Annotated in this window: 17 protein-coding genes and 1 tRNA gene; 3 read left to right on the forward strand and 15 right to left on the reverse strand. The window is 65.7% G+C overall.

What is annotated here, in order from left to right; genetic code table 11:
• Window positions 1-6: 6 nt before the first annotated feature.
• The 5 genes from coaE to polA form a co-directional block, all read right to left on the reverse strand.
• A complete protein-coding gene (gene coaE, locus FEF27_RS08310; protein WP_341805714.1) occupies window positions 7-612 on the reverse strand; it encodes a dephospho-CoA kinase in 606 nt (201 codons plus the stop codon).
• Window positions 613-616: 4 nt separating this feature from the next.
• Window positions 617-2,410 (reverse strand): BCCT family transporter, encoded by a 1,794-nt coding sequence (locus FEF27_RS08315; RefSeq protein WP_138170395.1) that lies wholly within the window; start codon window positions 2,408-2,410, stop codon window positions 617-619.
• 142 nt (window positions 2,411-2,552) lie between these two features.
• Window positions 2,553-4,055: a 30S ribosomal protein S1 gene (gene rpsA, locus FEF27_RS08320; RefSeq protein ID WP_138170396.1), complete on the reverse strand. Its 1,503-nt coding sequence runs from the start codon at window positions 4,053-4,055 to the stop codon at window positions 2,553-2,555.
• A 284-nt stretch (window positions 4,056-4,339) separates the two neighbouring features.
• On the reverse strand, window positions 4,340-5,725 hold the full coding sequence (locus FEF27_RS08325; RefSeq protein WP_138170397.1) for a GNAT family N-acetyltransferase: 1,386 nt from the start codon (window positions 5,723-5,725) through the stop codon (window positions 4,340-4,342).
• A gap of 34 nt (window positions 5,726-5,759) precedes the next feature.
• Window positions 5,760-8,561: a DNA polymerase I gene (polA, locus tag FEF27_RS08330; protein ID WP_279526792.1), complete on the reverse strand. Its 2,802-nt coding sequence runs from the start codon at window positions 8,559-8,561 to the stop codon at window positions 5,760-5,762.
• A 41-nt stretch (window positions 8,562-8,602) separates the two neighbouring features.
• Between polA and FEF27_RS08335 the strand changes: the two genes are divergently transcribed.
• Window positions 8,603-9,124, forward strand: coding sequence for a hotdog fold thioesterase (locus tag FEF27_RS08335; protein ID WP_138170398.1), 522 nt, complete (start codon window positions 8,603-8,605; stop codon window positions 9,122-9,124).
• Here the strand turns inward: FEF27_RS08335 and FEF27_RS08340 are convergent, their stop codons facing one another.
• Window positions 9,125-10,249, reverse strand: a complete 1,125-nt coding sequence (locus FEF27_RS08340; protein ID WP_166429966.1) for a glycosyltransferase family 4 protein — start codon at window positions 10,247-10,249, stop codon at window positions 9,125-9,127. It lies immediately after the preceding gene.
• A 102-nt stretch (window positions 10,250-10,351) separates the two neighbouring features.
• On the opposite strand from FEF27_RS08340, the gene FEF27_RS08345 reads away from it, so the two are divergent.
• Together FEF27_RS08345 and FEF27_RS08350 are read left to right on the forward strand one after the other, a co-directional pair.
• Window positions 10,352-10,425: transfer RNA gene (locus tag FEF27_RS08345), tRNA-Gly, on the forward strand.
• A gap of 34 nt (window positions 10,426-10,459) precedes the next feature.
• A complete protein-coding gene (locus FEF27_RS08350) occupies window positions 10,460-11,551 on the forward strand; it encodes a glycosyltransferase family 2 protein (RefSeq protein WP_138170400.1) in 1,092 nt (363 codons plus the stop codon).
• On the opposite strand, the gene FEF27_RS08355 is transcribed toward FEF27_RS08350, so the two are convergent.
• Genes FEF27_RS08355 through rsmD form a run of 9 tightly spaced genes read right to left on the reverse strand, consistent with a single transcriptional unit; the run spans window position 11,511 to window position 18,501 of the window.
• Window positions 11,511-12,470 carry a glycosyltransferase family 2 protein gene (locus FEF27_RS08355; protein WP_166429967.1) on the reverse strand — a complete coding sequence of 320 codons (960 nt, stop codon included), beginning with the start codon at window positions 12,468-12,470 and terminating at the stop codon, window positions 11,511-11,513. The two genes, FEF27_RS08350 and FEF27_RS08355, sit on opposite strands and share 41 nt — an antisense overlap.
• The gene (locus FEF27_RS08360) at window positions 12,460-13,665 is read right to left on the reverse strand and encodes an LCP family protein (protein ID WP_138170402.1); all 1,206 of its coding nucleotides are present in this window, start codon (window positions 13,663-13,665) and stop codon (window positions 12,460-12,462) included. Before FEF27_RS08360 ends, FEF27_RS08355 begins: the two co-directional genes overlap by 11 nt.
• The gene (gene rnc, locus FEF27_RS08365; protein ID WP_138170403.1) at window positions 13,662-14,420 is read right to left on the reverse strand and encodes a ribonuclease III; all 759 of its coding nucleotides are present in this window, start codon (window positions 14,418-14,420) and stop codon (window positions 13,662-13,664) included. The genes FEF27_RS08360 and rnc overlap by 4 nt, the downstream gene beginning before the upstream one ends.
• Before the next feature lie 19 nt (window positions 14,421-14,439).
• A complete protein-coding gene (rpmF, locus tag FEF27_RS08370) occupies window positions 14,440-14,643 on the reverse strand; it encodes a 50S ribosomal protein L32 (RefSeq protein WP_138170404.1) in 204 nt (67 codons plus the stop codon).
• A 35-nt stretch (window positions 14,644-14,678) separates the two neighbouring features.
• On the reverse strand, window positions 14,679-15,257 hold the full coding sequence (locus FEF27_RS08375) for a YceD family protein (protein ID WP_341805715.1): 579 nt from the start codon (window positions 15,255-15,257) through the stop codon (window positions 14,679-14,681).
• Between the two features lie 20 nt (window positions 15,258-15,277).
• On the reverse strand, window positions 15,278-16,186 hold the full coding sequence (gene galU / locus FEF27_RS08380; RefSeq protein ID WP_138170405.1) for a UTP--glucose-1-phosphate uridylyltransferase GalU: 909 nt from the start codon (window positions 16,184-16,186) through the stop codon (window positions 15,278-15,280).
• A gap of 9 nt (window positions 16,187-16,195) precedes the next feature.
• Window positions 16,196-16,690 (reverse strand): pantetheine-phosphate adenylyltransferase, encoded by a 495-nt coding sequence (gene coaD / locus FEF27_RS08385; protein ID WP_138170406.1) that lies wholly within the window; start codon window positions 16,688-16,690, stop codon window positions 16,196-16,198.
• Window positions 16,691-16,692: 2 nt separating this feature from the next.
• Window positions 16,693-17,919, reverse strand: a complete 1,227-nt coding sequence (locus tag FEF27_RS08390; RefSeq protein WP_138170407.1) for a glycosyltransferase family 4 protein — start codon at window positions 17,917-17,919, stop codon at window positions 16,693-16,695.
• 30 nt (window positions 17,920-17,949) lie between these two features.
• Window positions 17,950-18,501: a 16S rRNA (guanine(966)-N(2))-methyltransferase RsmD gene (gene rsmD, locus FEF27_RS08395; RefSeq protein ID WP_138170408.1), complete on the reverse strand. Its 552-nt coding sequence runs from the start codon at window positions 18,499-18,501 to the stop codon at window positions 17,950-17,952.
• Between the last annotated feature and the right edge of the window lie 21 nt (window positions 18,502-18,522).

Genomic DNA, 18,522 nt, shown 5'->3' on the forward strand with positions numbered 1-18,522 from the left:
CCCCCGTCATCGAATACGTGTTCGAAGCTGCTCCCAGAGACGGTCAGTCTGGGCGTAGAGCTCCTCGAGAGTCCCGGAGTTGTCCAGCACCACATCGGCCGCTGCGGCCCGCTCCTCATCCGTGGTCTGCGCCCGGATCCGCAGCTGGGCCTCACGGCGGCGCATCCCCCGGTCCTCAGTCATCCTGCGCAGTCGCTCCGATTCAGGGGCCTGCACCACCACCAGCACGTCGAACCGTTTCTGCTGCCCGGTCTCCACCAGGAGCGGTATGTCCTCCACCACCACCGACCCCTCGGGCGCCGCCTCGCGCTTGCGGGCGGCGGCGGCTCGGACTTTGGGGTGGATGATGGCGTTGAGTCGCCTCAGGGACTCCTCGTTGTCGAAGACCCGCTGGCCCAGGGCCGGACGGTCCAAGGAACCGTCGGCGGCGAGGACCTCCGGACCGAATTCCTCGACGATCTGCGTCAATCCCTCGGTGCCGACGTCGACCACTTCGCGGGCAAGCTGGTCGGCGTCGATGATGACTGCGCCGTGCTCGGCCAGCCGGCGGGACACTGCGGACTTCCCGGAGGCGATGCCCCCGGTGAGCCCCACATGGAGAATACGGGCCATGAGCTCAGCGGCGCGGCGGAGTGTCCCCCGCGTCCGGGGCGGCCGGATCAATCACGGGCTGCTCCCCGGTGCGGAGCCGGTACTCTTTGACCACCCCGGGTTGCTGCCCGTGCTCCACCTCAGGGGCGTTCTCCGGCTGGGTGCCTTCCGCAAAGTCAGGGGCGACCACCGCATTGGCCAGCGTGTCGTCGTTCTCCTCCATCCGGCGTTCGAACTCCTCCGGCGGCAGCGTCTGCAGCCAGCGCCGGGTCCGCAGGTGGCGGATCTCTCCGGCGTCCTCGCGCATGGCGCGCGAGAGGTTGAACATGATGAAGTACCCCAGCACGAAGAACGGCAGTCCGAAGACCAGCGCCACATTCTGCAGCGCTTCCAATCCGCCTTCGCCGGTGGCGGTCAGCAGCACCGCGGCGATCGCACCGATCGCGATGGTCCAGAATGCGCGCTGGTGCAGTGGTGCTTTGCCCTCGAAGCCGTTGCACATATCGTCCAGCACCAGCGAACAGGAGTCCATGGAGGTGATGAAGAAGATGCCCACCAGCATGATGGCTACTGCAGAGGTCAACGTGGCCAGCGGGAACTCGGCGAGGAAGCTGAACAGGGCGGTTTCCACACCGTCCTCTATGACCGAGTCGACCAGTCCCCCATCACCGTTGAGCTCGATGTCGAACACGCCGGTTCCCCAGACGCCGAACCAGATGACGCTGAACAGTGTCGGCAGGCCCAGCACCCCGGTGACGAACTGCCGCACTGTCCGCCCGCGGGAGATGCGAGCGATGAAGATGCCCACGAAGGGTGCCCAGGCGATGGTCCACGCCCAGTAGAAGATGGTCCAGCCTTCCTGCCAGCCGGTGTCGGCCAGGGTGTCGTTCCACCACGCCACCTCCGGCAGCAGGCCGAGGTAGACGCCGGTCCACTCGAACATGCCGCGCAGCAGGTAGACGGTGGGACCGGTGACGAGGATGAAGACCAGCAGCACGATGGCCGTCCAGATGTTGAAGTTGGAGAGCTTCTTGATGCCTCTCTCCACCCCGAGGACCGAGGAGATGGTCGCGACCAGCGTGACCGCACCGATGATGACGATGAACGCCCACCAGACGTCCGGCAGCCCGACCAGCTGGGCCAGCCCGGCGTGAATCTGCATGGTGCCCAGGCCGATGGAGACCGCCACACCGAAGATCGTGCCCACGATGGCGAAGACGTCGATGGCCTTGCCGATCGGACCGTGAATGCCGTCGCCGAGCAGCGGCTGGAACAGGGACGACACCCGTGGGGGGAGCTTGCGCTTGTAGATGAAGTATGCGAAGGCGAGTCCGGGAAGCGTGAAGATGGTCCAGGTGTGCAGCCCGAAGTGGTAGAGCGTGAAGCCCATGGCTTCCCGGGCTGCTTCCGAGGAGCCGCCCTCGATTCCGAGCTGCTCACCCCGCGGGGGGTCACTGAAGTGGTTGGCCGGCTCGGCCACCGCCCAGAACATGAGGATGGTGCCGATGCCAGCGGCGAAAAGCATGCCGAACCAGGAGATGTCACTGTGCTCGGGGCGTTCGTGGTCATCGCCCAGGCGCATCAGGCCGAATCGGCCCACGGCCATCCAGAGCAGGAAGATCAGGAAGATGGTCACGCCGGAAACGTAGAACCAGCCGAGGTTTTCGTAGAGCCATCCGGAGCCGGTACCCCAGAACTCGCCCATCTCTGCGGGAATGAGCAGCGTGACGACGACGAACACAGTCACGATAGCCGCTGAGATGAAGAATATGGCCGGACTGGTCCTGAGCCTGAACAGGTCGTGCACCTTCTTGAGCATGATCTTCCCCTCACCTCGAGCACCGGCCTGACAAGGCCCTGGACAGTGCTTTACCGTAAGCAGGATGTGCCCCCAAACGCAACAGAAGCCGTCCAACCCCTAGGGGATGAACGGCTTCTGTTCAGCGTTTGCTCAGCTAATGTTACTTTCCGGTGAGCTTCTCCCGCAGTGCGGCCAGAGCCTCATCGGAAGCGAGAGTTCCGGCGTCCTCAGTGTCGGACTGCGCGGAGGAGTAGTTGGACGGCGCCGGCTCCGACTTCCGTCCGCTGCTGGAGGAGCTGGAGGACATGGATGCCTCAGCCGCGGCCTCGGCATCAGCCTCGATGGCCTTGCGCACCTGCTGCTTGTGGCTTTCCCAGCGCTCCTGGGCCACGGCGTACTGCGCCTCCCAGGTGGCACGCTGCTCCTCGTAGCCTTCCATCCACTCGTTGGTCTCGGGATCGAAGCCTTCGGGGTACTTGTAGTTGCCCTCGTCGTCGTACTCGGCGTCCATGCCGTAGAGAGCCGGGTCGAAGTCCTCAGCCTCCGGCTCGACCCCCTCATTGGCCTGCTTCAGGGACAGGCTGATCCGGCGGCGCTCGAGGTCGATGTCGATGACCTTGACGAAGACGTCGTCGTTGACGGAGACGACCTGCTCAGCAAGGTCCACGTGGCGCACTGCCAGCTCGGAGATGTGCACCAAGCCTTCGATGCCGTCTTCCACCCGCACGAATGCACCGAAGGGCACCAGTTTGGTGACCTTGCCCGGGACGATCTGGCCCAGGGCGTGGGTGCGTGCGAAGGTCTGCCACGGATCTTCCTGCGTGGCCTTCAGCGACAGTGAGACCCGCTCGCGGTCCATGTCCACCTCGAGGACCTCCACGGTGACCTCGTCGCCGACTGCCACCACTTCTTGTGGGTGGTCGATGTGCTTCCAGGACAGCTCCGAGACGTGCACCAGTCCGTCCACTCCGCCCAGGTCGACGAATGCGCCGAAGTTGACGATGGAGGAGACCACGCCGTTGCGTACCTGACCGCGCTCGAGCTTGTTCAGGAAGGTGGAGCGCACCTCGGACTGGGTCTGCTCCAGCCATGCGCGGCGGGAGAGGACCACGTTGTTGCGGTTCTTGTCCAGCTCAATGATCTTGGCCTCGAGCTCCTGGCCGATGTAGGGAGCCAGGTCACGCACGCGGCGCATCTCCACCAGCGAGGCCGGGAGGAATCCGCGCAGCCCGATGTCGAGGATCAGGCCACCCTTGACCACCTCAATGACCGTACCGGTGACGACGCCGTCCTCATCCTTGATGCGCTCGATGTCACCCCATGCGCGCTCGTACTGGGCGCGCTTCTTGGACAGAACCAGACGGCCTTCCTTGTCCTCCTTCTGGAGCACGAGAGCTTCGACCTGATCGCCGACGGAGACCACCTGACCGGGGTCAACGTCGTGCTTGATCGACAGTTCGCGGGAAGGGATCACGCCTTCGGTCTTGTACCCGATGTCCAGCAGGACCTCGTCACGGTCGACTTTGACGATTGTGCCTTCGACCAGGTCGCCGTCGTCGAAGTACTTCATCGTGGCATCGACTGCGGCGAGGAAGTCCTCCTCCGTTCCGATGTCGTTGACGGCGATCTGTGGGGCACCGGGTGCGGTTGCAGTGGTGGTCATGTAGTAGGTGTTCCTAGTGGGATTGTGTGATTGGGTCAGTGCACTGTTCATAGCTGGCACTGATCGGCGGACAATTGCAGGCGCCCGGAGTCATATGAAATCCATATGATTCTCGAGCGGGATCTGTCAGAAGTCAGACACGACTCTGTGCGCAGAACGCGCCCGATTAGTCTATACTCCTGCGCCAACCTGGCACAACCGCACGCGTCCCAGGCGCTGGGACCCATGAGGAGTCCGGCGACTGGGCAATGCGAGGGGACGGACGGGCCGTCGAGCCCGGGCCCTCAGAAGTGGGTGGCGCAGTGCGGGGCGGTTGGCAGGTCCATAGTGGCGGCGAACGCTGACCAGTCGGCGCCGTCGTCGGCGGTGATGCGGCCAGCCTCGCGCATGGTCAGCACGGAGGCATCCCCCAGGTAGAGCGACCCGAGGGTGGCGACGTCAAGCGTGAAGTGCTGCGGCGCCGTGGCGCTCTCCGCGCTGGTGACCTGGGCAACCCCGGAGGAGACGGACACAGTGAACACGCCGTCGGCGATGCCCAGGCCGTCGCGGACAGTGAGGCTGAACTCCCCGTCGGCGTTCCACGCCCGGGACTCCAGGGCAACCACAGGGTTGAGCAGGCGCACCCACAGCACATCGCTCACGCTGGTGGTCTTCACCACTCGCGGGTTGACCAGCGCATGCTCCAGCGGATCCGTCACCGGCGCGCCGTGCGGGATGAGGATTCGCTCCACCAGGTCCATCTCGGCAAGATGCCGCAGCAGCTCCAGGCGGCTGGCGGCGTCCACGGCGATCAGATCGCGGATACGCATGGTGGCTGGCTCCGTGTCCCACCCGGCGAAGGTGAAGACCACGTAGCCGCCGAGGCTGCCGTCGTCCTTCACGTGCACCGCCGCCCGGGCCTTGCGGTCCCAGCTGGTGATATTGTCCGGATCCCACCGGGCGCTGCCGGTCTCCCAGTAAGTTCCCTGCCGTTCCACTGAGCCACGCGTGCTGCGGTGGAACTGCGCGAACACCTCCTGCAGCACGTCTCTGGTCTTGGAGGGATCCACGGTGAGGACTTTCCCCGTTTTCGACCCCCGGGGTGCGAACCCGTCGTCGGCCGCGGAGGCGCTGATCTGCAGGCTGCGCAGCCGGGTTGCAGGCCCGAAGCCGAACCGGCCGTAGATTCCGCCTTCCGATACGGTCAGCGCGGCCACCGCCATGCCGTCCTTCACTGCGGCGGCCAGCCGGCTGGTCATCATATGTTTCAGGATGCCGCGCCGCCGGAAGCTGGGGTTGACCGTCACTCCGGTGATCAGACGTGCCGGCAGCGGCTCCGCTCCCCCGGCGTTGAGGGTCTTGTCATAGTCGACGAAGGTGCCCACCGGATGTTCAGGATCGAATCCGAACTCCTCGAACGCTGCACCCCACGGCTCCAGTGCGGCGAAGCCGCGGTCCATATAGACCCCGGTGAGCTGCTGGGCGTCGGCACTGAAGACAGGGTGCAGCCGCGCCAGCTGCTCGTCGCTGTACCAGGGCTCGTAGAACCCGTACTCCACGGTTCGGGTGAAGGCCGCCGTGTGTGCCTCCGGCGTGCCGTCCTCACCGGCGGCAGGTTCGAACGTCCGGCTGCTGAGCCCATCGGCCAAGCCTGAGACGGCAGGCATCCCGGGGGCGTAGTGAGAAGTCACGACTCCACCCTATACGCTGGTCCCCCGCGGCCCCTCAGTGTGCCGCACTGTGCCAGGACTCGCCCACGCCGACATGTACATCCAGCGGCACCGCCAGCTCGGCGGCGGAGCCCATTTTCTCAGTCACCAGAGCTTCCACCCGCTCCTGCTCGCCCGGGGCGACTTCCAGGACCAGCTCGTCGTGCACCTGCAGCAGCACCCGGGAGCTCAGGCCGCCCTCGCGGAGCCCAGCGTCGACGTCGATCATGGCGCGTTTGATGATGTCGGCCGCCGATCCCTGAATGGGTGCGTTGAGTGCGGCCCGCTCCGCCATCTGCCGCAGCTGCCGGTTGTCGCTGGTCAGGTCGGGAAGATAACGACGACGCCCGTAGAGAGTGGAGGTGAAGCCGTCACGCTTGGCCTGTGCCACCACATTCTGAAGATAGTCACGGACGGCGCCGAAGCGCACGAAGTACTCGTTCATCAGCTCCCGAGCCTCATCGACGCCGATTCCCAGCTGCTTTGACAGGCCGAAGCTGCTCAGGCCGTAGACCAACCCATAACTCATCGCTTTGATCTTCGATCGCTGCTCGGCGGAAACCTCGTCGGTGCCCACCCCGAACACCCGCGCCCCGACAAAGTTGTGCAGATCCTCACCCGCGCGGAACGCGTCGATCAGTGCCTGGTCTCCGGAGAGGTGAGCCATGATGCGCATCTCAATCTGCGAATAGTCCGCTGTCAGCAGGGTCTGGTAGCCCTCACCGACCACAAAGGCATCGCGGATCTTCCGGCCGGATTCTGTGCGCACCGGAATGTTCTGCAGGTTCGGATGCAGGCTGGAGAGCCGCCCGGTGGCGGCCACGGTTTGGGCGTAGGTGGTGTGCACCCGTCCGTCGTCGCCCACCGCCTCAATCAAGCCGGTGACTGTCTGGCGCAGCTTCGAGGCGTCACGGTGATTCATCAGATGCACCAAGAACTCGTTCTCCGTCTTGACCAGCAGGTCCTGCAGCGTCTCCACGTCGGTGGAGTAGCCGGTCTTGTTCTTCTTCACCCCCGCGGTGGGCAGGCCGAGCTCTTCGAACAGCACCTGTTGGAGCTGCTTCGGAGAACCAAGATTGACCTCATGGCCCACCACCGCGTAGGCGGCACGAGCGGAGGCGGTGATGGAGGATTCGAACTCGGCGTCGAGCGCCTCCAGGCGCTCCCGGCTGACTGCAATGCCGGTGAGCTCCATCTGCAGCAGGATCTCCGCCAGCGGAAGCTCCAGCTCATAGAGCAGCTTCTCGGCGTGACGCTGCGTCAACTCATCGTGCAGCGCGGCGGAGAGCGGGTGCAGCAGCATGGCGTGCACTGCCGCACGCGCCATGTCTTCTTGCGTCACGCCAGTGATCACGTCCTGGTCGAAGAGGTCCAGCTGCGCACCGTCGGCGCTCTGCGGCGCGAACTCCTCCCCGCCGATGTAGTCGGCCGGTTCGGTGGAGCTCCCCAGGTGCTGGGTGACCAGGTCGGCAAACGCGAAGTTCCTCCGGTCGGGTTGGACCAGGTACCCGGAGAGCAGCGTGTCCTCCACTGTGCCCCGCAGGCTCAGCCCGCGCCAGGCCAGGCGTTTGCCGGCGTCCTTGACGTCGTGCACCAGCTGAGGGGCATCCGGGTCCGCGAGCCAGGCATCCACTGCCGCCTCGAGGTCGGCATCAGCCTCAGCCAGCGGCACGGCTATGGCGGGCACGGCGGTTTCGGGGTCGATCGCCGCCGGCACGAGGACGAGCGCGAGGACCTCCGCGCCGCGAGCGGCCTCATCGCGTTTGGCTTTGGTCGACAGCGACTCTCCTGACCGGTCCAGACACAGGGCCAGTCCCAACGGGCTGCCGTGGTGCTCACCTGTGAAGGCGGTGAACTCTGCTGCCGTGCTGACCACCTGAACCCGGGGCAGAGCCTGGGTGGGTTTTGCGGCCAGCTCGGCGCCCGGGAACCGGGCGGCAAAAGTGTCGAAGAGCCGTTCGCGTATCTGGTTGAACTGCAGAGCGTCGAAGAGCGGTTCCACGGCCTCCCGGTCGGGGGCGGTCAGCACACAGTCCTGCAGCGGCACCGGAAGCTCCAGATCGGTGACCAGCCGGTTGAGCTCCAAGTTGCGCTCGACGTCGGCGAGCGCGGCCCGCAGATTCTCCCCGGCTTTCCCCTTGATCTCGTCGGCGTGTTCGATGATCCCTCGGGCGGAGCCGTATTGGCCCAGCCACTTGGCGGCTGTCTTCGGGCCGACTTTCGGCACCCCGGGGAGGTTATCGGCGCTCTCCCCCACAAGGGCTGCCAGGTCCCGATACTTGGCGGGCGCCACGAGGTATTTCGCCTCCACGCCTGCGGGGTCCAGGCGGACCGACTTGCTGACTCCGCTGGTGGGATAGTCCAGGTGCGTGTTCTCGGTCACCAGCTGCAGCGCATCACGGTCTCCGGAGACGATCACGGTCTGCCACTGGGCGGCTTCGGCCTGTGTGACGTAGGTGGCGACGATGTCGTCGGCCTCATACCCCTCCACGGTCACTGCGGGGATGTTCAGTGCGGCGGCGACCTCTTTGATCAAGTCGATCTGCCCGGCGAATTCGGCCGGGGACTTCTCCCGGCCGCCCTTGTAGTCATCGTAGGTCGCGTGCCGGAAGGTCGGGGTGTCCAGATCGAAGGCGAGCGCGATGTGGGTCGGCGCCTCTTCGCGGATCAGTTTGAGCAGCATATTGGTGAAGCCGTGCACCGCGTTGGTGTACTGCCCTGTCGAGGTGCGGAAAGACTCCGTCGGCAGAGCGTAGAACGCACGGAATGCCATCGAGTGCCCGTCGATTACCAGTAGTTTGTTGCCCTCGTCGCTCACACCGACAGCCTACCGTCCGGATGCTGGCTAAGCTGAAGCTCATGAGCTTCGACGGATATGGTCCAGAGTTTCCGACCCCGGGCGTCCCCACCCCGGTCCCCACCGAGTCCGAGCGGATTGCGCGGATGCGGGCCGCAGGGGTCGACGAGGAGTACTGGGATTGGATGGGCCCGCACGGCACCTCCGCCATGAGCGCCAAACTGGGGCTGAAGTTTGTGGAGATGAGTCCTGAGCGGTTGGTGGCCACGGTGCCGGTGGGGGGAAATGAGCAGAACGCGGGGCTGTTTCACGGCGGCGGTCACTTCGTCCTGGCCGAGACTTTGGGCTCCATTGCGGCGATCTTCCATGTGCGCGCCAATCTGGGGTGGGACCGGCAGGTGGTCGGCACTGAGCTTTCGGCTACGCACCACCGCGCGGCCACCAGCGGCCTGGTGTGGGGCACCTGCACTCCGCTGAACCTGGGCAAGCAGCTCACTGTGCATGAGATTGTGATGCGCGATGACCAGCACCGCCGGCTCTCGACTGCGCGCATGACCAATATGATCCTGGCCCCGCGGGACTGATCAGGAGCGCAGGAAGTGGCGCAGACCCGCTTCGAACGCGGCGGCGTGCGCTTCGGCGGTGTAGCGCTGGCGCACCAGCTCCAGGCCGTTGGCGCCGAGTCGGCGAGCCTCCTCGGGTGTGGCGAGCAGCGATATGAGCACCTGCCGCAGGGACTCAGGGTCGGCGGCGTCGTAGTACCGTCCGGTGTGTCCCTCAACGACCGCTTCGATTTCCGGTGAGGAGTCCCGGTTACCCGCTTCGGCCACTACGGGAACTCCGAAGCCCAGCGCCTGGATGACGTTGAGTCCGGCCCCTCCGATGGCGAGGGCCGCCTGCGCCTGCCCGTAGTGGTCCTTCAACTGCTCAAAGTCGTACACTGCGCCGAGGAATGTGGCCTCCACCCCGGCCTCGGAGAAGACCCGCTCCAGGCGGGGCCGTTCGGACCCCTCTCCGATGATCACCACACGCGGTGCCGGGCGATCGGCCGGCCAGTCGGAGAGCGCGTCGGCGAGCACATCCAGCCGGTGCCGCACAGTCAGCCGCGAGGAGTAGATCAGGGTGGGCTGGTCTCCGGCGGCGGCACGGTCCAGCGGCTGGGCGGGAAGCTGCTGCTGGGAGTAGAGGCTGTTGTAGATGACGTGGATCTTCTGCCTCGGCACCCCGTACGCGGTGCCGAGCTCCTGGGCACGCTCGCCGTAGACCAATAGCCCGTCGACCAACGTGTAGAACGCGAGTCTGAGCAGACGCTTCGGGCCCGATTCCGGGCGCTTCCACCCATGTCCCCAAAGCAGTACCCGGCGTCCGCGCAGCTTGCCGAGTGCTCCTGCCACCCAGGTGGAGAGGGTATAGATTCTGCCTTCGAGCACGTAGGCGGCGTGCCCGCCGCGCCACACGGCCGAAACCTGTCCGGCCTCCCACCACAGCGGTCCCAGCGCTCGGGTGCGCAGCGGGGTCACCCGCGCCAGGACCCCGGCAGAGGCGGAGGCGATTCGGTCGGCCTCGCTCGCCTCGCTGTTCTTCACCCGGCCCACCAGGTCGTAGGTGAACTCTGCTGAGGCGAGCAGCCGCTTGACCAGGGGCTCACGGTAGTGCGAGACCGTGGGCTGCACCTGGAGCCTGATCCGGGAAAGGGGTGTCGGTGTCACGGGGTCCATCCTGCCTTGGGCCGGCGGTACCGCCGCTGATCAACACCCAGTTTTGCAGCTGACTGGGTGCTTGATAAGGTGACTAGGCGCTCAACGCGGAGCGGGGGTGTAGCTTAGTGGCAAAGCTCCAGCCTTCCAAGCTGGTCACGCGGGTTCGATTCCCGTCACCCCCTCCATTGCCTCTCGGCCCCCGACCGGTACAGTCGGAGGGTGGCCGCTCCCAGACTCAGCATCATTGTTCCGGTGTTCAACACCGGTGAGCATCTTCGCACCCGGGCGTTCCCGTCCTTAGCGCGACTCCCGCATTTCGAACAGATCCAGGTGCTACTGGTCGACGACGGGTCGACCTATCCGCAGACCCGCAGCGCGGTCCGTGAGCTGGCCGCCGCTCACCCTCATGTGCAGGCCTGCTTCCTCGACTCCGGGGGTTCCGGTTCAGCTTCCCGGCCGCGCAACACCGGGATCGACCTGGCCGAAGCCGAGTACCTGGGGTTCCTGGATCCGGATGATGAGTTCCTCGGCGCGGGGCCCTGGCCGCTGGTGGAAGCGCTGCAGGCCCACCCCAGTGCCCAGCTGGCCATCGGCCAGCAGCATCGGATATACGCCGACCGCCAGGAGCTGGTGAACAACGCTTCGCACTACACCGAGCGGACTGACGCCCACGGCCTCTGGCCGGCCGGCGGTGAGGTGCTGACGGCTGCTCGGTTCCGCCCCAGCAACCTCAGCAGCTTCGTAGTGCGCACCGCATGGCTGAGGGAGACGGGCCTGCGGCAGGTGGTGGGCGCGGCGGGGCAGGACTCCCTGTTCTTCCGGCAGCTATTCGCCGCCGCCACGGCCTTCGTCGCCTCATCTGAGGTGATATACGCCTACCACGCAGAGACCCCGGGCTCGATGGTCAACACGGTCAACGCTGAGTACTTCGCCAAGTGTCTGTTGCGGGAGCGCGCCCAGGCGGAGTGGCTGCGGTCCGCTGGCCTGTTCGACGCCTACGTGGCCAGCGGGTTCGAACGAGCCTTCGCGTGGTACCTCCCCCGGCTGCGCCGAGTGCCAAAGGATCAGCGCGCTGAGGCCCGGGCGGTGCTGCGCACGATCGCCGAACTCTATGTGGATCCCCAGACCCACCGGTGGCGCTACCCGGAGGCGATGGCGTTCTTCAAGCGACCAGCAGTTCCCTCCCTGGAAGGGCTGAAGCCGCTCTCCGCCGTGGCCGCGCGCCGGGCCCGGGACACGGCCCTGGCGGCCGTGGCGGCCGGACGCCGGGTCAGTTCGTCCGTGCGTACTCGGCGGCGCCTCGACCCATGAGGGCCTGAAGCATACCGAGGCCCTCGCACAGGTAGTAGTCGTCGGTGTAGGTCACCGGACGTCCACGGAGCCTGCTGCTGAATCTGCGCGCTGCGCCGTAGCCGGCTCGCGCGAGCCCCTCAGCGGCCACCGCCGGTCCGGATGCTGAGTTGCGCAGCTGCCGCTTGGCCGCCCGGACCTGACCGCCGCGCAGAGCCCGACGCCGCAGCCACTCCTTGGTGGCCCGCTCAGCGGGAACGTGCTCAGTCACCGCAGCCTCGGCGCACCACCAGTACTGTGCGCCAGCGTGCATCATGCGTTCGAAGAGGTCGGAGTCGGAGCCCCCGATGAAGTTGAACGTCTCGTCGAATCGGTATCCCCGGCCGCCCGAGTCCTGGGACTGGAACCAGTCCGCACGCACCAAGGTGTTGTTGGTGGCCAGTCGGCGCTGGTGCGGGCCGCTGGGGAAGTCCGTACGGCGGACGTACCCGTAGGTGTGCACCCAGGCGGGCTCACCGTCGTCGAACACGGGTAGCACCGGACCGCCCACCGCATCGGCTGCGGAGCGCTCACCGGTGCTGAGCAGGTGGGTGAACCACTCTGGGGTGACCTGTTCGTCGTCGTCGAGGAAAATCACCGCCTCGGCATCCGCGGGCAGGGCGTCCAGCGAGGTGTTGCGGGCGGTGGCGATACCCGCGCGGGACTGGTGGAGATACACCGCCTCGGGATAGAGGCTGGCCACCACGTGCTGGGCCTCTGGCCCGGGTGCGTTGTCGACCACGATCAGCTGTGGTCGGGGCCGTACTGCACCGGGGGGCATGCGGGCGGCATCCAGCGACGTCAGCAGCTGAGCCAGGAGGTCGTTCCTGCGGTAGGTGCACACCAGCACCCAGACGTTCTCCGGGGTGAGCGCACGCCCCCGGGCAGAATCATTCCTCACCGTCGAGACTCTCTCCCAGCTGACGGCCCAACTGCCGGCTGAGCTCGTCATCATCCTCCGAGACGGTGAAGGCGCCACCAGCGGAGTCGGGGTCCAACGCTTCGGTATACCTGACGAAGCCGGACATGTTCTCACTGGAGAGGGAGCGCCGCAGCAGGTCCATCATGTCCTCGTCGGGGAGAATGACCTGCGCGCCGCCAGAGGTGGTGTGCGGCTCCCCCGAGGGCATGGTGAAGGTATGGATGTCCCGCCCGCGCATATGGGTCATATCAAGGCCGTAGCCAACGATGGTGTTGGCGTCCAGTCCACCGTCCATCTCCATATAGGGCAGGATCGCTTCCAACACGGCGAAGATGCGCTGCGGGTTGGTCAGGGTGTCTCCGGAGAGGAAGCGTTCTGCGATGGCCCGCATCACCAGTTGTTGGTTTTCCACCCGGACGTGATCGTTGGTGGGAAAGGACTTCCTTTCGCGGACGAACCGCAGCGCGTCCGAGCCTTGCAGCCGTATGGTGCCCTCTGGGTAGAACGCGGGATTCTGCTGGCCTGCGGCAAAGGGGCGTGGATTGTCCACATAGACCCCGCCAAGGGCGGTGGTGAGATCCTCGAATCCGTCGAAGTTGATAGTCACCACGTGATCGATGTGTGTGTACAGGAGGTCCTCGACGGTATCGACCGCGAGATCCAGTCCCCCCGCCGAGAGTGCGGTGTTGATTCGCCCCTCCCCCTGGCCGGGAATCTCGACCCACAGGTCCCGCATGATCGACATGACGTAGATGCCGGAGCGGTCTTCCGGGATGTGCACCAGCATCATCGCATCGGAACGTTCGCCCTCTTCTCCGGTCTGCGCCCGATAGTCGGTGTCATCCTCACCGCGGCTGTCGGAGCCCAGCAGCAGGACGTTCACTGTCCCTTCCGGGGTGCGGTAGGCGGTGTCGTCGTCAAGGTCGTCGAGTTCCTCGATGACGTTGCGCTCCTCTTCGAAGACCGTCTGGAGCCTGTTGACGTAACTGTAGGCGACGATCCCGCCGATGAGCAGCAGCGTGGCCAGCACGGCCAGCGAAATGAGGATGATGCGCTTCCGGCGGCCGGGCCGGGGCGCGGGGTCCTCGGCCTGGGCCGGCGCAGGCGCGGAAGCCGGCGGCGAAGGCGGGACGGCCCCGCCCCTGGCCCGGCGGGGACGGTGCTGCTCACTCACCTCGTGTGCCTGCTCTCTGCTTCGGCGGTCGCCTCATAGCGGTCCAGCACCAGGGTCAGCACATCGGCCTGACCGCGCCCCCCGGTGAGCTCTTCCACGGTGACTCGAGCGGCATCCCGCTCTGCCTCCTTCTTGGACGATCCGGTGCCCTGCCCGTAGGTGGTGCCGTCAATGGTGACCGTGGCACGGAAGGATTTGCGGTGGTCGGGGCCGGAGTCCTCGATCAGATACCGGATCTCGCCCATGTCGCGCGCGGCGGCCAGCTCCTGGATGGTGGTCTTCCAGTCTTTGCCCGCTGTCATCGCTTCGGTGTCACTGAGCAGCGGGGTCACGAGCCGGAGCACTAGTGCTTGAGCCGTGTCGAATCCGTGGGCGGAGTAGACCGCACCGATGATCGCCTCCACGGTGTCGGCCAGGATCGAGTCCTTCTCCGCGCCTTGGGTACGCAGCTCGCCGGCGCCGAGGCGGATATGCGGTCCCAGCTGCAGGGTGCGCGCAATTCTGGCCAGAGCCCGGGTGGAGACCAGGGCGGGGCGCAGCTTGGCCAGGTCACCCTCGGTGAGGTCGCCGAAGGTCCGGAAGAGATAGTCGGTGACGACAAGCTGCAGCACGGCGTCGCCCAGGAACTCCAGGCGCTCGTTGGTGGCCAGGCCCTCATTCTCGTAGGCGTAGGAACGGTGCGTCAGGGCAAGACGAAGAGCCTCAGGGTCAACGTGGACCCCAAGGCTCTTCTGAAGTGTCTCTGACGCGCTCAACCCTTGCGAAACGACGAGATCAGGCGTCGGCGACTTTGCGGCCCTTGTACTCGTAGAACAGCGGGGTGTCTGCAGAGTCGGTCACCAGCTTGGCCTGGTGCGGACGGCTGTAGACGACACGGCCGTTCTCCACTGTCTTCACCAGGGTTGGCACGTCGGCCTTCCACTGCGAGCGGCGGTGACGGGTGTTGGCACGGGACTTCTTCCGCTTCGGAACAGCCACGGTGTCCTCTTCTCTCTCAGTTGACTAACAGTTGACTACGACGACGCGTCGTCGTCCTCATCATCATGATTCAGTGTATCGGCCAGGCTTGCAAGCGCAGCCCAGCGGGGGTCGAGCTGCTCGTGGTGGTGTCCAGGGTCCTCCTCCATGCGGAATCCGCACTGGGAGCACAACCCCGGGCAGTCCGCCCGGCACACCGGCTGGAACGGCAGTGCTGAGACCAAAAGGTCCCGCAATACCGGCTCCAGTTCGAGGGTCAGTTCCGCGGTGACTTCCCGAGTTTCCTCGTCGTCACCGTCAGCCTGGTGGCCCTCCGGAGTCCAGGTGTAGAGCTGCATGACGTCGACGGTCAGCGGGTAGCCTAGGGGGTCCAGGCAACGCCCGCACTGACCAGTGACCTCTGCGGAGGCGGTTCCTGTCAGCAGCACTCCCTCGTGCACGGACTCCACTCGCAGGTCGAGGTCCAGGTCGCTGTGTTCGGCGATGCCGACCAGAACGGTGCCCAGCCCTGACGGAGCGTCCACCGTGCGGGAGAGGGTTCGCTGAGCTCCAGGATGGCCTTTGAGCTCTTTGACGTCCACGTGCAGCAAATAGTCCTGCTGTGGATGTTTCACAGCGGACAACTCTACAGGACTCAGATGCTTTGGGCGAACTCCTTCAGCCACGGTCTCAGCTCGGGGCCGAGGTCCTCCCGGCCTGCGGCGAGGGTCACCACCGCTTTGATGTAGCTGAGTTTGTCCCCGGTGTCGTAGCGGCGTCCGCGAAAGATCACTGCGTGGACACCCCCGCCGTCTTCAGCTGGGATGGCTGCCATGGCTTGCAGGGCATCGGTCAGCTGGATCTCCCCGCCCTTGCCCGGTGGGGTGCGTTCGAGCTCGGTGAAGATGGCCGGGTGCAGCACATACCGACCGATGATGGCCAAGTTGCTGGGCGCCTCCTCTGCCGGGGGTTTCTCCACCAGACGGTGCACCGGCACCACCTGGGCACCCGGCTCGAGGTGCTTGCCGCCGGCGTCGACCACGCCGTAGGCAGAGACAGCCTCCTGGGGCACTTCCATCACCGCGATCACTGAGCCGCCGAGGCGCGCCTGAGCCTCCATCATGGTGGTGAGCAGCTCATCGCGGGGGTCAATGAGGTCATCGCCGAGCAGCACGGCAAAAGGCTCATTGCCCACATGCTGCTTTCCGCAGAGCACCGCATGACCCAAACCCAGCGCCTGGCCCTGGCGCACATAGTGCAGGTCACCAAGGTTGGTCGCATGCTGGATCGCCTCCAGCTTCTTCGTGTCTCCCTTGTCCCGCAGCGTCGCCTCAAGAACGGGAGCGCGGTCAAAGTGATCTTCCATGGACCGCTTGTTCTGACCGGTGATCATCAGAATGTCATCCAGGCCAGCCCGCGAGGCTTCCGCCACCACGTACTGGATGGCCGGCTCGTCGACCACCGGGAGCATCTCCTTGGGCATCGCCTTCGTCGCTGGCAGGAATCGGGTTCCCAGGCCTGCTGCAGGAATGACGGCTTTTCTAATCCGCTGAGTGGCGCTCATGAACATACCTTACCGCGAGTGTGCCTTGTGTCCGCGCTCCTTGAGCCGCTTCTGCACCGCACGGGGGATATATTCGGAGACATCCCCGCCGAGCAAATGCACCTCTTTGACGAGAGTCGAGGACAGGTGGGTGTAGCGGCCGTCAGCGGTGAGGAAGACGGTCTCCAGGCTGGTCAGGTGGCGATTCATGGTGGCCATGGACGCCTCATACGCCAGATCGTGGACCCCCCGCAGGCCCTTGATCACCGCCGAGGCCCCCACCTCTTTGCAGAAGTCGGTCAGCAGCACCCCGGGCCGCAGCGGCTTGACGGTGACTCCTTTGAGGTAGGAGAAGGTCTCCTGCGCCATCAGGATCCGCTCTTCGAGCGGGAACATGGGGCTCTTATGCATATTGGCGGAGACCGCCACAATCACCTCCTCGAAAAGATTGGCCGCGCGGGCGATGATCTCGACGTGCCCGTTATGCATGGGGTCGAAGGATCCTGGGCACACTGCTGACTGCATAATTACTCCACCCGGCTCGGCGTCGTCGTACTGGTGATGTTCTGGGCAGGTGCGGCACTCTCCACCACACTCAGGAACCTGTCGAAGAGCAGGTCCCGGTCAAATTCCTTGCGCGCGAGCTCCAGCGCGGCCGCGGAGCCGGCGGACAGGTCAATTTCTCCAGATCGCAACCGTTCCACCAGCTGATCAGCTGCAGTGCCGGGGTGGCGGGAAAGCTGCCAGCCCGCACCATGTGCTGCCAGAATCTCCGGAAGCCAACCGGCATGGTTGAACACCACCGGCCGCGCTGCCGCAAGTGCGTCGAAGACTTTGTTCAGGGAGTTGATCTCCAGGGCGGGGTTGTCCACCAGGGTGGAGACCGCCAGGTCCGCAGCCGGGAGCATGCGTTCGATCTCCGTGCGGGGGATGTTGCCCGGCAGCACCTGAAGCGGGTCAAGTCCGAATTCCCGGGCCAGGCGGCGGCAGGTGCCGGTGTCGGCTCCTTCACCGTAGGCCACGACCCGGAACTTCTCGCCGCGCCGGCTGAGCTGACCAGCCAGACGGACCAGCCAGGGCACGTCATAGGTCACCCCGAAGCTTCCGGCGTAGAAGAGCACCGTCTCGTCCTCGGCCCACCCGAGTTCGGCTCGGACCTCGTTGCGGTGCTCCCGCGATGCGGCAAAGTTCTCCACATCAGAAGCATTGGGCACCACGGTGGTGGTTACCTCCGGGCAGACCCGCTTGACTCCGGCCTCCATCCCCGGGGAGAGGGCGATGACGTGGTCAGCTGAGCGGTAGGCGAACTTCTCCAGCTGCTCCGCCGCCCAGATGGCACCACGGTTCTTCAAGAACCCCAGCGCCACCGGCGCCTCCGGCCACAGGTCACGGACTTCGAAGATGAACGGGGCCCGCCTCAGGGTGGAGGCAATAATCCCGGGAACTGCCGTGGTCAGCGGAGTCGAGGAGGCGAACACCACATCAGCGTTGACCTTGGAGGCGAACCAGCTGGCGCGGGCCATGAACGAGGCAAAGGACCTGACCCGCTGCCAAAACGTCATGGCGTTCTCATACGGCACTGTCAGCCTGTGCACTTCCACCCCGTCAAGGTGCTGACGGGCGGCTTCCTTGCCGCCGCAGATGACAGTGACCTCATGACCGGCGCGCGCCAGCCGACGGGCGAATTGCCAGGGACGCTGCCAGCCGGGCTCCGAGGGGAAGTTGAAATGCTGATGGATGTAGACGATGCGCACGCACGCCAGTCTACGTGGATGCCGAGCCGGTCATTGCGGCTCTGCCAACCATATCCGGGTGGACCCGTAGCTCTTCTCATGAAACCTGCGCAGCGTCGGTGGCCAGGCCGGCTCCGGGGCGCGGGCGTCACGTTCCACGACCACGGTGGCGCCGGGATGCAGCTGGGGCGAGGCGGCATGCAGCACCTTCTCCAACTCCGCCTCACTGAGGGTGTACGGAGGATCCAGGAACAGCAGCTCGATGGGCTCTCCGCGCCGGGAGTTCAGATATCTCAGCGCCTGGGACTTGTGCACACTCAGCCCGTTCTGGACGAAAAGCTCCGCGTTCCTGTGCAGGGTGCGGTAGGCCGCCTCGGCGACGTCGACCGCCTCCAGGCTGCGGGCCCCGCGGCTGAGAGCTTCGAACCCCAGGGCGCCAGAGCCGGCGAACAGGTCCACCACGACCGCGTCCTCCAGCGCGTCATAGCCTTCCAGTCTGGAGAAGAGCGACTCCTTGACCCGGTCGCTGGTCGGGCGTGTCCCCGTCCCGGGGACGGCTGCAATGCGGCGGCCCTTGTGCGTGCCGGCAATGATGCGTGCCATGGCTGCCTCGCTCTCCCTGTG

It is taken from the genome of Nesterenkonia sphaerica (genome assembly GCF_005771565.1).
GTDB classification, from domain to species: Bacteria; Actinomycetota; Actinomycetes; order Actinomycetales; family Micrococcaceae; genus Nesterenkonia; species Nesterenkonia sphaerica.

Excerpts from the sequence above, each read along its gene's own strand:
- coaE (WP_341805714.1), bottom strand. The coding sequence starts at position 612 with ATGGCCCGTATTCTCCATGTGGGGCTCACCGGGGGCATCGCCTCCGGG.
- FEF27_RS08315 (WP_138170395.1), bottom strand. The coding sequence starts at position 2,410 with ATGCTCAAGAAGGTGCACGACCTGTTCAGGCTCAGGACCAGTCCGGCC.
- rpsA (WP_138170396.1), bottom strand. The coding sequence starts at position 4,055 with ATGACCACCACTGCAACCGCACCCGGTGCCCCACAGATCGCCGTCAAC.
- FEF27_RS08335 (WP_138170398.1), top strand. The coding sequence starts at position 8,603 with ATGAGCTTCGACGGATATGGTCCAGAGTTTCCGACCCCGGGCGTCCCC.
- galU (WP_138170405.1), bottom strand. The coding sequence starts at position 16,186 with ATGAGCGCCACTCAGCGGATTAGAAAAGCCGTCATTCCTGCAGCAGGC.
- coaD (WP_138170406.1), bottom strand. The coding sequence starts at position 16,690 with ATGCAGTCAGCAGTGTGCCCAGGATCCTTCGACCCCATGCATAACGGG.
- rsmD (WP_138170408.1), bottom strand. The coding sequence starts at position 18,501 with ATGGCACGCATCATTGCCGGCACGCACAAGGGCCGCCGCATTGCAGCC.